Here is a 13,727-nt window from a genome sequence, read left to right on the forward strand (position 1 = left end):
TGGCTCATCGCTCGTGCTCCTTTGCAGGGTTCAGTCCTTCATGCAAGAAACGTGCTCTTGTTCAGACCTTCCCTAGCGTTCTTCAAGAGTTCACCTGCGCTGGCTACTCGAGCGCCGCCAGCGCGCGATTCACGACGATGTTGTTACTCCCCACCGCAAGCCAGCGTGAATAGAGTTGCCTCATGGCGCGATACGAAGCGCGCTATGAGGAGTCGGCATGAGCAGCGTCAGGAACACCGCGACAACGCAACCCTCCGCACTGGTTGCACAGGCGCTCGCCATCTATCGAAGCATCGCCGCGTGCCACGCGCACATCGCAAACAACAGCAGCAGTAACGCCTACGCACTCACCGCAGCGCTGATGCTGCCCTGCTACCAATCCAGCTTACGCGAACTGGCACTTGCGCTGACCCTTGAAGAGGAGCGCGAACTTAGGTACGCGCTCGACGAATTTCGCAACTCAGCTGCATGAAGACGAGTACCTTCGCGCAACTTCTGTCCCACTGTGGTGCGTTCCGAATCGTTGCGCGGCCTTCGGAATTACGCTGATGGATTGAACGGGATTTCACTCGTAGCGACAAACACAACCAGCGCCCAGACTCCGCTTCCCCGGCCGGGAATTTATTTCATGGAAGTCATTTCTCTTGAAAGGAGTTGGCAATGGCGGAAAAGCAGAAATTCACCATCCTCTCGTTTGTCGGCGGCGGCATACGAGGGCTGATGCCGGTATCGGTCCTGAACAAGCTGTACGCGAAGTTCCCTCAGATCATCGACAACACCGACCTCATTGCGGGATGCTCGACGGGCTCGATCATCACCAGTGAGCTATTGGCGGGAAAGACGCCGCAAGACATCATCAATCTCTTCACCTCCCAGAACGGGGAGATCGGGTTCTACCAAAAGATGAACACCGATCCGACGGAGCCCGCGTATTCGATCGATGAGGTCTACGCCTCGCAGCTTGCGCTGCATGGCGACGCGAAGGTCCAGGATATCTACCTGAAGAAAGCGCTCTTCGTGACCTTCAATGTCGGCGGGCTCGAAGTGAAGAACTCCGTGCAGACGGCCATACCGTGGCAGCCGGTCATGTACACGAACATGATCCCCGACCATGGCGACGTGACCATCGCCAAGGCGGCCACGTCGAGCGGCGCGATGCCCGGGCAGCTGGGCTCGCTCGACGGCAACGTCGACGGCTGCTTCTTCAACCACGACCCCACGGTCGCGGCAATCGCCCTGGCGGTGAAGGCGGGCCATGCACTAGAGGACATTACCGCCATCACCTTCGGCACTGGCTACATGCCCGACTGGGTTGCCAGCGATACCCACGGCTGGGGTGCGGACCAGTGGATGAACGGCGATGCGAATCCCTTCAACAATTCGCCGCCGTTCCTCATGAACCAGTTGAAGTCGTCGCCGGTGCTCGACATGAGCCTGAACGGCACTTCGACCGAACTCATGCCGATGCTCGCCAAGATGCTGCTGGGCGATCGCTACATCAACATCAACCCGACGCTGCCCTTCTTCATTCCGGAGAACACGGTCTACCCGCAGGCCCTGCAGCTGCTGCAGGACAAGGGCGCGAACGCGGACACCGCGGACGCCGAAGCCCTGCTGCAGCTGTACTGGGTCGAACACGCGCTCGGCTCGGTGCGGACCTGAGCATCACCTGCAAGCAAACGCATTCCAGGAAAGGAGAAACGACAATGTCGATCACCGCAACAGGTGCTGCAGCGCCAGCACCCGCTATCCCCGTGGAGAACTTGGACCTCGGGCCCTACAACATCCAGTACCTGCCAGGCGACCACTACGTGCTGGACGTGAGCGGCAACAACCCCGCCAAGGGCGCAGGGGTCATCGGGTACACGCTCAAGCTGCCGCAGGTCGGCAACCAGCAATGGTTGTTCGTTCCCGCACCCCAGGCACCGGGCTGGTGGTACCTGCAGACAAAGATGGGCACCGGGTTCGTCTTGACGTTGCAGCCCGACTCCCCGGTCATGCCCACGCCCGTCGTGATGATGCCCGTCGGCCTGTCCGATGCCGACAGGCAACTCTGGAGCCTGCTGTCCACCGAGGAGCCCGGCTACTGGTACATCCAGTGCAAGTCCGGGGCGAGCAATTCGAATGCGCCGCTGGTCATCGGGCTCGCCGACAACAAGGTGGAAGCCAGCGCCGTGGCCGGCCCCATCAGCTTCACCGGGTTCCGGGCGCAGGCCTGGGGGTTCAAGCCCGTGGGCAGCGCGGGTTGAGAGGAAGAGCGTTGGGAGCTCAGTCCCAGGCCGGCGACAGACCGGCCGGGTCTGTCAGGCGCTCATTGCGGTCGAGCACCGCAATCTGCGCCATTTCTTCATCCGTCAGCCTCAACTGCAGAGCCTTCAGGTTGCCTTCAAGGTTCGCACGCTTGGTGGACGACGGAATCACCGCATAGCCCAGCTGCATCGCCCACGCCAGCACCACCTGCGCCGTGGTCGCGCCGTGCGCCTTGGCAATCGCTTCGACAACCGGGTCGCCCAGCACCTTGCCGTAAGCCAGCGTCATGTAAGAAGTGATGTGAATGCCCTGGCTCTTCGCGAACTCGGCCACCTTGCGGTTCTGCAGGTAGGGGTGCAGCTCGATCTGGTTGGTTGCGATCTGCTCCGCGCCCACGGCCGCAATGGCTTCCTTCATCAGCGCGATGTTGAGGTTAGACACGCCAATGCGCTTCGTGAGCCCCTGCGCCTTGGCCTCGGCCAGCGCGCCCATGAACTCGGCCACCGGCACCGCGTTGCCGGGCGAGGGCCAGTGGATGAGCGTGAGGTCGACATGGTCGGTGCGCAGCTTGGCGAGACTGTCCTTCAGGCTGGGCACCAGCTTGTCTTTGGCGTAGTTGTCGGTCCAGATCTTGGTGGTGATGAACAGGCTGCTGCGAGCCACGCCGCTTTCGGCAATGGCCTGGCCCACCTCGGCTTCGTTGCCGTAGATCTGCGCCGTGTCGATGGTGCGGTAGCCCACGTCGAGGCCGTTCTTCACCGAGTCGATGACCACCTGGCCCTTCAGGCGGAAGGTGCCGAGGCCGAAGGCGGGAATGGTGTTGTTGCTCGTGTTCATGATGTGTGTTGTCCTTGTGTGTTGAAAAAAAGAGCGGGTTCAGTGACCGACCGGCACCGGCCCCGAAGCGCGAACCGGAATGCCGGCACGCCGATCAAGCGAGCCGCTCCACTGCGTGAGCGCCAGCGACACCAGCACGACCAGTGCGCCAATCCACGGCGTGTGCATCAGCCCAAGGTGCGTCACGATCAGCCCACCGGCCCAGGCCGCGCCGGCAATGCCCAGGTTGAAAGCCGCGATGTTCAGGCCCGAGGCCACGTCTACCGCTTGCGGCGTGAAGCGTTCGGCCTGCTTCACCACGTACACCTGCAGCCCCGGCACGTTGCCGAAAGCCACCGCGCCCCACATCAGCACCGCCAGCAGGGCCAGCCACTTGTGCGGCGCCGCGAAGTTGAACACCAGCAGCACTGCAGCCAGCAGCGCGAAGATGATCTTCAGCGCCGGAATCGGGCCCATGCGGTCGGCCAGCTTGCCGCCCCAGATGTTGCCCACCGCCACCGAGATGCCGTACACCAGCATCACCCAGCCCACCGCGCCGGCGCTGAAGCCAGACACGTCGGTGAGGATCGGCGCGAGAAACGTGAACGGAATGAACGAGCCGCCATAGCCGATGGCCGTCTTCGCATACACCAGCAACAGGCGCGGTTCGGCCAGCACCTTGGCCTGCTGCGCCAGCGAGGCCGGCGGCGTGTGGCGGATGTTGCTAGGCACAAAAATCCAGCTGCCGATGAACGCGATAACGCCCAGCGCCGACACGGCCAGGAAAGTTTCGCGCCAGCCGAAGTGCTGCCCGATGAACGTGCCCAGCGGCACGCCCGTGACCAGCGCCACCGTGAGGCCCGTGAACATGATCGCGATGGCGCTCGCCGCCTTTTCCTTCGGCACCAGGCCGGTGGCAATCGTCGAGCCGATGGAGAAGAACACCCCGTGCGCCAGCCCCGTGAGCACGCGGGCGGCAATCAGCGATTCATAGCTCGGCGCCTTCCACGCCAGCAAGTTGCCGACCGTGAACAGCGCCATCAGCCCGAGCAGCAGCGCCTTGCGCGGCAGCTTGCCCGTGAGGGCGGTGAGCACCGGCGCGCCGATGGCGACGCCCAGTGCGTAGAGGCTGACCAGCAGGCCGGCGGAGGGAAGGCCGATGCCGAGGTCGGCGGCCACAGTGGGAATGAGGCCAACGATGACGAACTCGGTCGTCCCGATGGCGAAGGCGCTGAGGGTCAGCGCGAGCAAGGCGATTGGCATGAGAGCACTCCTTCTTGGATGTAGAGGAGTGTCTTGCGGTTACCTTTGCGGATAAATGGGGGTTGGGGCAGAAGATAGTTGCCTACAAAGCAAGCATCATCTAGTTGCGTGGCCAGCAAATGTAGTCAAAGCCGTCATTGAGCAGTATTGCTGCACTCATTTAAGTGGGTGAATTTAAGTGTGCTTTAAGCTGAGTGGGGACAAGAATTTTGGTTTTTATTTTGATGTCAGATTAACTTTGAATTTTCTCTATGCGGCGAGTATGGTTGCAATTTTGTTTTGAATTTCACCTAACTCCTCCGAAATGATGGTTGTTGAAAAATGCTGTAGGCAGAGTTCTTGGTCAAGTCCTAAATGTTTGGATAGCTCATAAAACTCATTATGTTTGCCAGCCTGCATTGCATACTCAATTGCTGCGGCAAGTTCTTCAGGCTCGCTTCCAAAAACAGCGGCTAGATGCGGAAGTACTTCATTTGCCTTTTGCAGTAACCACAGTTCCGGCCAAGTGTCCCCCGGAAGATGACATATGTGTTGATTGAACCATTCAGGGAAATCTGTTTTTGGATTTTCCGCCATATTTTTGGCATGAGCCAAATTGTCCGCTGTTTTTGAGCGCTGATCGCCATCAAAAACCGCTAAAACAGGCTTCTTTTCATTTCGTACATAAGCTGCCGCCAATTGTCGCGCTAGTGCTGTCGCTGAACCAATTACGGTGAAGGTTGCTCGGACACGGAGAGATGAAGGTAATTTGGACATGAGTATCGATTTTGCCACCTCATCTTCCAAATAAATTTCCAGTTCTGTGCCGCTTGGGCCTCCCATTTTGTTAAATGCAAAATCAGAAGAAATCCCTTGCATCACTTTTGTTTTTCCGCCCACATTTTCTACAAAAAAACGAGCGTCTGGAGGTAGGCAGTCAAATATCTCTCTTGAGTGAGTCGTGCAAATGATCTGAGTATGCGTTTCCATGCATACATCTTTTAGCTTTTCTATGAATTTTTTCTGCGCATCGGAGTGAAGTCCTAGCTCAATTTCATCCATCACAAGCAGTGCTCCATCTCCGGTTGAATAGATGGTTGAAAAAATCTCGAAGAGTGCATTTTCACCTGCCCCCATATTAAAGCCAGAATATGTATGATCTTTTGTTTTTACGATTGGGAGTGTGTATTTTGAATATTCAAGATACCTGAAGTCTATATAGTTTTTCCCCAAAATGTATCCGACGGCCTCTCGGACTTTATCCTCCCAACCTTTGGGCTTCGCATCCTTAAAAACTTTTGAATAAGATCGGGACTGGCTTCTTTCGCTGTGAGGAACGATGCGTTCAATCCCTAAAAAGACTACAGTCCTTCTGGCGCGAGTATCGTAGTCATTCCATTTCCCACCTTTTTTCTTTTTCCGAATTTGATTGCCCAGTCCAACTCCTTCTGGAAGACGAGTCGTTTTCCTCCATTTATTGGAGGCTATTGCGTATCTGATTTCGATATCTTTGTGAGACACCTCTTCGGAGTTCTGAATGAAAAAATCAGAAAACGTGTAGTAGGCATTTCTTCTTTTGGGGAGCTTGAAGCCAGTGTCGTAATTGTGGAACGCGCAACACGCCAATGCAAGGATGGTGGATTTTCCCGCGCCATTACGGCCCGCGATTGCGGTAATAGGGTATTCGAAGGTGATGCTCAGAGCATTTAGTCCTCGAAATTCGCCTTTGGCTAGGGTAATTTGTTTTAAAGCTTCTCGGGTCATGTCCGCAGCAAACCATGTCCGAAGCTTTTTATCTTTTGCGCTCTCGCGGTATTTCATGATTCCCTTGGCCGCTTTGAAGTTAGAACGAAGGCCTTGATGTGATCATTTTTTACAAGATGACACAAGAGTGAAGTCCATTGGGTAGCGGGCCCTTTGTGATTTGCTTGCCCCGATGGCTTCAGAGCGGGCTGAGCGCCGCGCGGCAAGGTCATTGGTTTCCTTAGCCGAAAGCACAGGGGGTGTTGGGGCCAAGGTATGGTCCCGAGTGGCTATCAGCGAGCCTTCATCGATATACTGTCCCGTCACGCAAAAAAGCGTGATCGGGTTTGGAAGCCCGTAGAAACTCTGCGACGAAAGCCGCAGTCACCGCACATGGTCTGCGGCTTTTTCGTTCGCGCGCCAGTTTTTGGCGGCTCGAACGGGAGGGCGCGAGCCCTGCCGGTTTCTCGCAAGGGTTTCCCGGTCTTCCAACCTGTTCGAGCTGCCGCCCCCGTTTGGAAGCGGATGCGGCGGTTGTAGCAAACCGAAATTCTTGGAGGCCTCTCATGGCTGGCACTGCTTCTGCACCGGCGCGATCTCGCGTTCACTCTGTTTCCCCCGATCCCGCATTCCCCAACCTCGACGATCTCGCCCTCCAAGCCTGCGACGACGCCGACACCCTCAACGACGTGATGCGCGCCTACAGCGCACTAAAGAAGCTCGTCGACACCAGTGCCCTGAACGACAGCGAGGTGCTCACCCCCAGCCGCACCGAACTGAGCGCCTTGCTGGGCGTGCTCAACGACGCGCTGCTGGTCCGCATCGATACCGTCAACGGCGCCACCAGCGCAGTGCGCGAAGCGCTGCGACAGAAAATCGGCAGCGCCCAATAGCGCCAACCGCGCACCCCGGCAACGGGCACGCGCCGGTCGACCGGCAACGCTGCGCATCGCGCTTGTTTTCTTCTTTCTCTTCTTCTCCCCACAACAAAACCGATGCCAGCTTCGCCCGTCGCCGACAACAAGCCCGAGGCCATTCCCACCGCCGCCTGGGCCCGTCTGCGCGACATGGTCGCGGCGCGAACCCCTGCGGACGGCCGCACCGATGCGCTGTATCCGGGGCTGCGCTGCTACCGGTTCTCGCGCCCGGTGCGTTACGAGAAAACCCAGCGCCTCACGCCGGGCGTGGTGGTGGTCTTGCAGGGCCGCAAGACCGCGCACCTCGGCGACCGTCGTTCGCTCGACTACGGCGCCACGCAGTGCCTGGTGCTCGGGGCCGAGGTCGCGTGCCTCGGCACGGTCGTCGGGGCGAGCGCCGAGCATCCGTACCTCGCTATTCATCTCGACCTGCCGCCCGACATGCTGGTCAAGTCTTTTGTCGCGCTGGCAGAAAGCGGCACCTTGGCCGAGCCCGCCCGCGTGACCGAGAACTTCACGGCTGCGGTGGGGCCGGAGGTGGTCGAGGCCTTTGCCCGCCTGCTGCTGGCGGCCGACGACCCGGTGGATCGCCGCACGCTTGCGCCGCTGGCGGTTGAAGAAATCGTGCTGCGGCTGCTGCGCTCGGAGGCCGCGGCCGCCATCCGCAGCGCGGGCGCCGTTACCAAGGCCGGTGCACGCATACAGACGGCCATCGCCTTCATGCGCCGCCATCTGGGCCGGCCACTGTCGGTGGCCGAGATTGCCAGCCACGTGCACATGAGTCCTTCGCACTTCGCGCACAGTTTTCGCGAAGTGGCCGGGGTTACGCCGATGCGCTGCATTCGCGACCTGCGCCTGGAAGAGGCGCGCATGCTGATGCTGGGCGCGGGGCTGCGGCCCGGCGATGCGGCCGCGAAGGTGGGGTTCGAGAGCGCGGCGCATTTCAATCGCGCGTTTCGCAGGCGCTTCGAGGCAACGCCTGCCGAGTACGTGCGGCGCGTTCAGTCAGGCTGACTGACCGACTGACTGACTCACCGACGTGGGGGCGGCTGCGTCTTTCGCAGCCATGGTCAATTTCTTCGCAGCTTTGCGCCTTGGCGCGGGGGAGGGCGCTGGCTAACCTGCCGTCTGCCTTTTTCTTAAAGCAAACGACAAAGAAATTCTCATGAACCCGATCAACGTCATCATCACTTTCGAAGCCAAGCCCGAGCGCGCATCCGCGTTCGCCGAACTCATGCAGCAGGTCAAGCAGTCGCTGCCATCGGCGGATGGGTGCCGTGGCGTGCAGTTGTTCGGGCACGGCGACAACGACTGCGTGTTCACGCTGGTCGAGTCGTGGGAGTCACGGAGCAAGCATCAGGCGCATATCGCGGGGGTGGTGTCGTCTGGTGCTTGGGACATGATGGCGGCTGAGCTGGCTGGGGCGCCTGTCAGTAGCTATTGCAACGAGCTTTGATGCGGCACGCTGGGGCGGGAGCGATCGATCAGGCAGTCGGTGCGCCTGCCTCCCTCAGCAGCCATTGTTGGTGGCGCAGTTGATACGGGGGAAGGGGTGAGAGCGCGTTTCAAACAGCTCATGGGGCTTTGTCGGGGCGCGCTCACGCCGACGGCGTGCTCTGCTCCGCGAATGTCCCCCGTCCTTCGGACTCCTCCTTTATTTCGCTGCGCAGAGCACACCATCGACGTGATCGTTCAGCTCAGCCGTTGAACCTCCCGCACAACGACTGCGCCCATGTGCGAATGGCACCTCGGTAGCTTCAGTCCCTCAACATCAGGATAGAGATGGAGCGCAGCGAAATCGTTGCTCTCTCCGAATGGGCTCTTTGGAGAGCGGTATGCCCGGGAGTACGTCTCCACGGGAAGGTCGGTGCGCAGCAACACACGCAGCGCGTTACCGTGTTGGCCGCACGCAGTTCAGCCAACGCCTTTGCCTCTCTGGGAACGGCGCCAGAAGCGCCGGTTTCTACCCCCGCGCCCGTGTACTTGGGAAAGGCTGCATAGGAACGGTTCAGCCACTCCGAGAGCTTGACGATCTGCGATCGATCCAGTTCCGCCGCGCCGCTTTCAAAGCTGATCTGAGTCGCCACGATGTAGCTGCATGCCGTTGCTTGCCCCGCAGCGAGGGTCGTGGCCAAAGCCCAGATGATTCGTCGGTGCATCGGCTTACTGCTGCCTGGGCGGCGCGGCAGGTCCTTCAGACCATTTGCAGCATGAGACTGTTTTGGCACACGCGGGTTGAACGGTTGCGTTCAGAACATCCAGACGCTCCGGGTGCCCTATCGCCTGGCTTTCGAATTCATCGATATGCCCCTGCACTTCGACGGAGGCCGTGGTGCTCAAGGTTCTCAACAGATCGGCGATCTCGGCAAGCCGGAGGTTCGCCTTCTTCAGCGAAGCGGCATCGCCCTTGATGGCGCCGGCATAGATGTCGGCGCGGTAGATGCCGCCGGTCGCCCTTTTTGGGTTCTGCTGCTCGACAAACCAGTTCGTCAGCGAGACGACCTGCGGCGATTCGAGATGCGTGCTTGCGGGGGCGAACTGAACGTCGTGTTCGAGGCTGCCAAAGGAACAGGCGATGGCCCATGCGGGAGTGAGGGCCCAGGTGAGGGCAAGGAGTCGGCCTTTCATTGCGTCGGCGCCTTCGGCTTGTAGAGCGGGTCCCCTAGCTGGCAAGAACATTCATGTGGGCAAGCCGGTAAAAAACCGAGGTCCACTCTGACGCCTTGGCTCTTCTCCCGCTGCTTCAAATATGCGGAAACGGGCGCTTCGACGTAGCTTCGTTCCGGGAGCTCAATCTTCGCTGGAGCGATCTGCAGATTTTCCTGAAGCACGCGAGCAATGTTGCGTGCACGATCCATCCCCAGACGATTGGGGGCCTGCTCGCCGGGCTCCGTGGAAGCGCTGACATAGAAAGCTTGATGGTTCGGATACCGTTGGCGAAGATCGATCATCCAGTTCGCCAGCCTGGAAACTTGCGATGCGGGAACTGCCGAAGAGTCACGTTCGAAATACACCCCCCTGACCTTGATCGGGCTGCAGGCCAGCGCAGTCGGCAGCCCGGTGATCAGAATCAGTGAAAGCAGGCCGTTGAATCTGAGCTTCGTCATTGCGAAGCCTGTGGTTTGTAAAGAGGGTCGCCCTTTTGACATGGACACTCGTGCGGGCAGGCCGGAAGAAACTCAATATCGACGCGTTTCACCAAGTCACTTCCCTTGGGAGCTGGCGCGGCGGCGATATACCCTTTGGTGGGGAGCTTGATTCGTTGCACATCGAACTGCAAATCCTCCGTGAGGACCTTTGCAACATTTCTGGTGCGCTCCAATCCCAGGTTGCTTGCATCGTTCTCGCCAAACGCTGCCTGCGTGGTCATGAAGATGGCTTCCCGGTTTGGATACCTCACGCGAAGCATGGAGGTCCAGTTTGCAAGCTTGAGAACCTCTTTGGCCGGAACTTCTGCAGAGTTCCAGTCGAACACGATACCAATACTCTTGATCGGGCTGCATGCCAACACTGCCGGTGTGAACAGCACGGCAAGAGATGCCGTGAAGTGCCGGAGAAAAGAGCGCCGGTTGTTCTTCATTTCGATGCATCCTTGTCAACGTTGAGAACATAGGCGGCAATGCTGTCCGCATTGACCCGAAGTGCGGCCAGATTCTCCGTGCTGACATGATCCCTTGAGTTTGTCGTACCGTACCAAGTGTCGTTCGAGCTGAAGGTATCGTCGAAGTGCGTCACTTCGTGGATCAGAGTCAAAAGCCTGGAGTCACCGTCTAAGACCTTGTTTGTTCCGAAGATGACCCTGTTGTCATACTGGAACTCGCAGAACGGCAATGCAATCGCAATGGTATGGGTTGCGGTATCCGGCTTGCATACCGCCGCGACAGTACCCACTCCGTCGTTCAGAACACAGGTCGCCAGCTTGCCGCCTGCCGTGAACCGAACAAAATTCTTCGCTTTCAGGCCCTGAAGTACGCGAACGCATTCAGTCAAGCCTTTGCGCAAGTGTTCACGCGTGCTCTGATCGGCAATGCCAAACCATGTCAACACGCGAGCCTGAGCCTCTTCATCCCAACGCTCCAATTCGGGTAGACGCTGTTTTGTGATGTAGTCGACTGCCATATCTCGCAATTTCATCATCAAGGTAGCGAAGGCCTTGTTGGTCATTTTTGGGCAGATGTTTTCTGTTTGTTCGGCCTCGGGTGGATGTGTGACGTTGTCGTCCACCGTCTTCTTGAAGGCAGCCATCTCGGGACTGGAGGCTATGGCCGTTATCGAAGTCAACGGGGACAAGCCAGTTGCATGCGCGGCGTCATCGTCATAAACCGCCGATTGCTGCAGCATCGACAGCAGCGGTTGCGGCACCGGGCAGTGGCATACCACCACATCCCCCTCCAACGCTACCTCCGATATGAACTGCGGGCGCCGTGGCCCTCCCGCCTTAGCAATGATGCCGACGCTGTTGCACCCCTCGCAGTAGGCCCTGCCGCCGATCAATGCGGCGCGGCGGCCGAACATATCGAGCATCGGGCCGTCGTAGGGCAGCACCCGCCCACCAGGAGCCGGCGGATCGCCGACCACAAGAACCTTTCGATCCATTCAATACACCCAGAGTTGATGACCCAAGAGGTGTACGTGGCCGAGCGAGTAAGCACTGTTGTCTATCGTTAAACGCCCGTTCGTATTTCACGGTGCGACGCACATTCGATTCAGGGCTCGTTGATCGCAAGAAAAATCTTTTGCCCTCCCCTGCATCCAAACCCACCCCTGGCGTGTAGACCCTTCAGCAGCGAGGAGCTGCTGCTGCCCATCTACAACCCAGGAGTATTTCCATGCACACCTCCCGTCCCACCCGCTCGCTCGCCGTTCTCGGCGCCGTCTCCGCCGCTGCCGCCGTACTCACCGCATGCGGTTCGATGTCTTCGGGCCCCGCCTTCAACCAGTCCAGCCTGCCGCCAACCATCCAGGTGCCGGCCGGCAACAAGGTCGCCATGGAAACCATCGGCAAGGGCGACATCACGTATGAATGCCGCGACAAGGCCAACACCCCCGGCCAGACCGAATGGGTGTTCGTCGGCCCCGACGCCAAGCTGTGGGACCGCGGCGGCAAGCAGGTCGGCAAGTACTACGGCCCGCCGGCCACCTGGGAGTCGAACGACGGCTCCAAGCTCACGGCCACTCAGCTGGCTGTCGCACCCTCGGGGCCGACCAGCCTGCCGTTCCAGCTCGTGAAGGCCAATCCGGCCGTGGGCTCGGGCGCGATGACTGGCGTGACCTACATCCAGCGCGTGGCGCTGCAGGGCGGCGTGGCTCCGGCTGCCGTGCCGTGCACGCCGGCCACCAAGGGCCAGAAGCAGGTCGTGCAGTACCAGGCCGACTACATCTTCTGGAAGGCGTCCTGATCGGCGGGTGATTCAGCGGTGGAGCCCTCGGCTCCACTACCATCGGCCGGTGCAAAACCCGCCGCCCACCGCCGCGCCCTTCGACTACGACGCCGCCCTCATGGCTTGCGCACGCGGCGATCGCCAGGCTTTGCAGCAGCTGTACGAGCGCGAGAGCCGCTACCTGATGGGCGTGGCGCTGCGCATCGTGCGCCAGCGCCAGCAGGCTGAAGACGTGCTGCACGATGCCTTCATCAGCATCTGGCAGCGCGCGGAGAGTTTCAATCCGGCGCGCGGCGAAGGTCGTGGGTGGGTCTACAGCGTGGTGCGCAATGCGGCGCTGAACATGGTGCGCAGCGGCGCACGCCAGGTGGACGTGAGCGAAGACGCCGCCGAAGCCATCGACGACCAGGCCGCGCTGGCGGCATATGCCTCGGCTGGCGATCCATTCGAATTGCGCGCCGATCTGGGCAGGCTCGACAACTGCCTGCAAGGGCTGGAGCCGGCGCGGCGCGATTGCATCCTCTATGCGTATGTCGAAGGCTGCTCGCATGGCGAGATCGCCGAGCGGCTGCAAACGCCGTTGGGCACGGTGAAGGCCTGGATCCAGCGCGGCATGCGCGCGCTGCGGGAGTGCATGGCATGAGCGGCAGCAACAACCCGGCCGATGACGACATCGACGCACTGGCGGGCGAGTACGTGCTGGGCACGCTGTCGGCTGGCGCGCGTGCGGCGGTCGAAGCGCGCATTCGTAGCGAGCCGGCCTTGCGCGAAGCCGTGCAGGGTTGGGAGGCGCGGCTGTTGCCACTGACCGCGCTTGCGCCGCCAGCGGACCCGTCGCCCGCGCTATGGGCGCGCATCGAGCAGAGCCTTGGCAACGTTGCAGAGCCGAAGCCTGCGCGTCCGTCGGCGTTCTCAAGCTGGTGGAACAACCTTCAGCTCTGGCGTGGCCTGGCCGCTGGCGGGTTCGCTGCCGCTGCACTGATGGTTGCGGTACTCGTCACTCGCCCGTTGCCTCAGCCGCAGTACATGGTGGTGCTGGTCGCCCCGCAGGACAAGTCGCCGGGCTGGGTGATCCAGACCACCTCGTCGCGCCAGCTGAGCCTGGTGCCGCTGGGCACGTTCGAGGTGCCGCCGCAGAAAGCGCTTCAGTTCTGGACCAAGGCCGATCAGTGGCGCGGACCGGTGTCGCTGGGGCTGGTCAAGCAGGGGCAGACGCTGCGCATTCCCATCGACAAGCTGCCGCCGCTGGAGCCGAACCAGCTGTTCGAGCTCACGCTGGAGCCCGAGAACGGCTCGCCCATCGACCGGCCGACGGGGCCGATCCAGTTCATCGGGCGTGCGGTCAAGGTGATGTAGCAGCGCTCGCTGCGCCTGTCCT

The 13,727-nt window shown here is 60.3% G+C and carries 17 protein-coding genes; 9 read left to right on the forward strand and 8 right to left on the reverse strand.

Going from position 1 to position 13,727, the window contains the following annotated elements; translation table 11 throughout:
- Positions 1–217 precede the first annotated feature (217 nt).
- From AC07O3_RS31525 to AC07O3_RS31535, 3 genes are all read left to right on the forward strand, one after another.
- The gene (locus tag AC07O3_RS31525) at positions 218–472 is read left to right on the forward strand and encodes a hypothetical protein (RefSeq protein ID WP_495341211.1); all 255 of its coding nucleotides are present in this window, start codon (positions 218–220) and stop codon (positions 470–472) included.
- 188 nt (positions 473–660) lie between these two features.
- Complete coding sequence (locus tag AC07O3_RS31530; protein ID WP_097200157.1) at positions 661–1,662, forward strand: patatin-like phospholipase family protein; 1,002 nt, start codon at positions 661–663, stop codon at positions 1,660–1,662.
- Positions 1,663–1,706: 44 nt separating this feature from the next.
- The gene (locus tag AC07O3_RS31535) at positions 1,707–2,249 is read left to right on the forward strand and encodes a ricin-type beta-trefoil lectin domain protein (RefSeq protein WP_495341212.1); all 543 of its coding nucleotides are present in this window, start codon (positions 1,707–1,709) and stop codon (positions 2,247–2,249) included.
- 19 nt (positions 2,250–2,268) lie between these two features.
- On the opposite strand, the gene dkgB is transcribed toward AC07O3_RS31535, so the two are convergent.
- From dkgB to AC07O3_RS31550, 3 genes are all read right to left on the reverse strand, one after another.
- Complete coding sequence (gene dkgB / locus AC07O3_RS31540; RefSeq protein ID WP_495341213.1) at positions 2,269–3,087, reverse strand: 2,5-didehydrogluconate reductase DkgB; 819 nt, start codon at positions 3,085–3,087, stop codon at positions 2,269–2,271.
- Between the two features lie 39 nt (positions 3,088–3,126).
- Positions 3,127–4,329: an MFS transporter gene (locus tag AC07O3_RS31545; RefSeq protein WP_093173104.1), complete on the reverse strand. Its 1,203-nt coding sequence runs from the start codon at positions 4,327–4,329 to the stop codon at positions 3,127–3,129.
- A 249-nt stretch (positions 4,330–4,578) separates the two neighbouring features.
- A complete protein-coding gene (locus tag AC07O3_RS31550; protein WP_495341214.1) occupies positions 4,579–6,129 on the reverse strand; it encodes an ATP-dependent nuclease in 1,551 nt (516 codons plus the stop codon).
- A 488-nt stretch (positions 6,130–6,617) separates the two neighbouring features.
- Here AC07O3_RS31550 and AC07O3_RS31555 point away from each other — a divergent pair, with 488 nt between their 5' ends.
- The 3 genes from AC07O3_RS31555 to AC07O3_RS31565 all read left to right on the forward strand — a co-directional run bounded on the left by AC07O3_RS31555 (position 6,618) and on the right by AC07O3_RS31565 (position 8,424).
- A complete protein-coding gene (locus AC07O3_RS31555; protein WP_495341215.1) occupies positions 6,618–6,944 on the forward strand; it encodes a hypothetical protein in 327 nt (108 codons plus the stop codon).
- 102 nt (positions 6,945–7,046) lie between these two features.
- Positions 7,047–7,982, forward strand: coding sequence for an AraC family transcriptional regulator (locus AC07O3_RS31560; RefSeq protein WP_495341216.1), 936 nt, complete (start codon positions 7,047–7,049; stop codon positions 7,980–7,982).
- A 151-nt stretch (positions 7,983–8,133) separates the two neighbouring features.
- Complete coding sequence (locus AC07O3_RS31565; protein WP_495341217.1) at positions 8,134–8,424, forward strand: putative quinol monooxygenase; 291 nt, start codon at positions 8,134–8,136, stop codon at positions 8,422–8,424.
- A gap of 301 nt (positions 8,425–8,725) precedes the next feature.
- Here the strand turns inward: AC07O3_RS31565 and AC07O3_RS31570 are convergent, their stop codons facing one another.
- Genes AC07O3_RS31570 through AC07O3_RS31590 form a run of 5 tightly spaced genes read right to left on the reverse strand, consistent with a single transcriptional unit; the run spans position 8,726 to position 11,564 of the window.
- Positions 8,726–9,127 (reverse strand): hypothetical protein, encoded by a 402-nt coding sequence (locus AC07O3_RS31570; RefSeq protein WP_495341218.1) that lies wholly within the window; start codon positions 9,125–9,127, stop codon positions 8,726–8,728.
- A 4-nt stretch (positions 9,128–9,131) separates the two neighbouring features.
- Positions 9,132–9,596, reverse strand: coding sequence for a hypothetical protein (locus AC07O3_RS31575; protein WP_495341219.1), 465 nt, complete (start codon positions 9,594–9,596; stop codon positions 9,132–9,134).
- The gene (locus tag AC07O3_RS31580) at positions 9,593–10,075 is read right to left on the reverse strand and encodes an OmpA family protein (protein WP_093173092.1); all 483 of its coding nucleotides are present in this window, start codon (positions 10,073–10,075) and stop codon (positions 9,593–9,595) included. Before AC07O3_RS31580 ends, AC07O3_RS31575 begins: the two co-directional genes overlap by 4 nt.
- Positions 10,072–10,548, reverse strand: a complete 477-nt coding sequence (locus AC07O3_RS31585) for a hypothetical protein (protein ID WP_093173090.1) — start codon at positions 10,546–10,548, stop codon at positions 10,072–10,074. The genes AC07O3_RS31580 and AC07O3_RS31585 overlap by 4 nt, the downstream gene beginning before the upstream one ends.
- Complete coding sequence (locus tag AC07O3_RS31590) at positions 10,545–11,564, reverse strand: M35 family metalloendopeptidase (protein ID WP_495341220.1); 1,020 nt, start codon at positions 11,562–11,564, stop codon at positions 10,545–10,547. Before AC07O3_RS31590 ends, AC07O3_RS31585 begins: the two co-directional genes overlap by 4 nt.
- 233 nt (positions 11,565–11,797) lie before the next feature.
- Here AC07O3_RS31590 and AC07O3_RS31595 point away from each other — a divergent pair, with 233 nt between their 5' ends.
- From AC07O3_RS31595 to AC07O3_RS31605, 3 genes are all read left to right on the forward strand, one after another.
- Positions 11,798–12,367, forward strand: a complete 570-nt coding sequence (locus AC07O3_RS31595) for a DUF3455 domain-containing protein (protein ID WP_495341221.1) — start codon at positions 11,798–11,800, stop codon at positions 12,365–12,367.
- Between the two features lie 100 nt (positions 12,368–12,467).
- On the forward strand, positions 12,468–12,992 hold the full coding sequence (locus tag AC07O3_RS31600) for a sigma-70 family RNA polymerase sigma factor (protein ID WP_495341261.1): 525 nt from the start codon (positions 12,468–12,470) through the stop codon (positions 12,990–12,992).
- Positions 12,989–13,705: an anti-sigma factor gene (locus AC07O3_RS31605; RefSeq protein WP_495341222.1), complete on the forward strand. Its 717-nt coding sequence runs from the start codon at positions 12,989–12,991 to the stop codon at positions 13,703–13,705. The genes AC07O3_RS31600 and AC07O3_RS31605 overlap by 4 nt, the downstream gene beginning before the upstream one ends.
- Positions 13,706–13,727 lie beyond the last annotated feature (22 nt).

The sequence above is a fragment of the Variovorax sp. GW821-FHT09D05 genome (assembly GCF_059416325.1).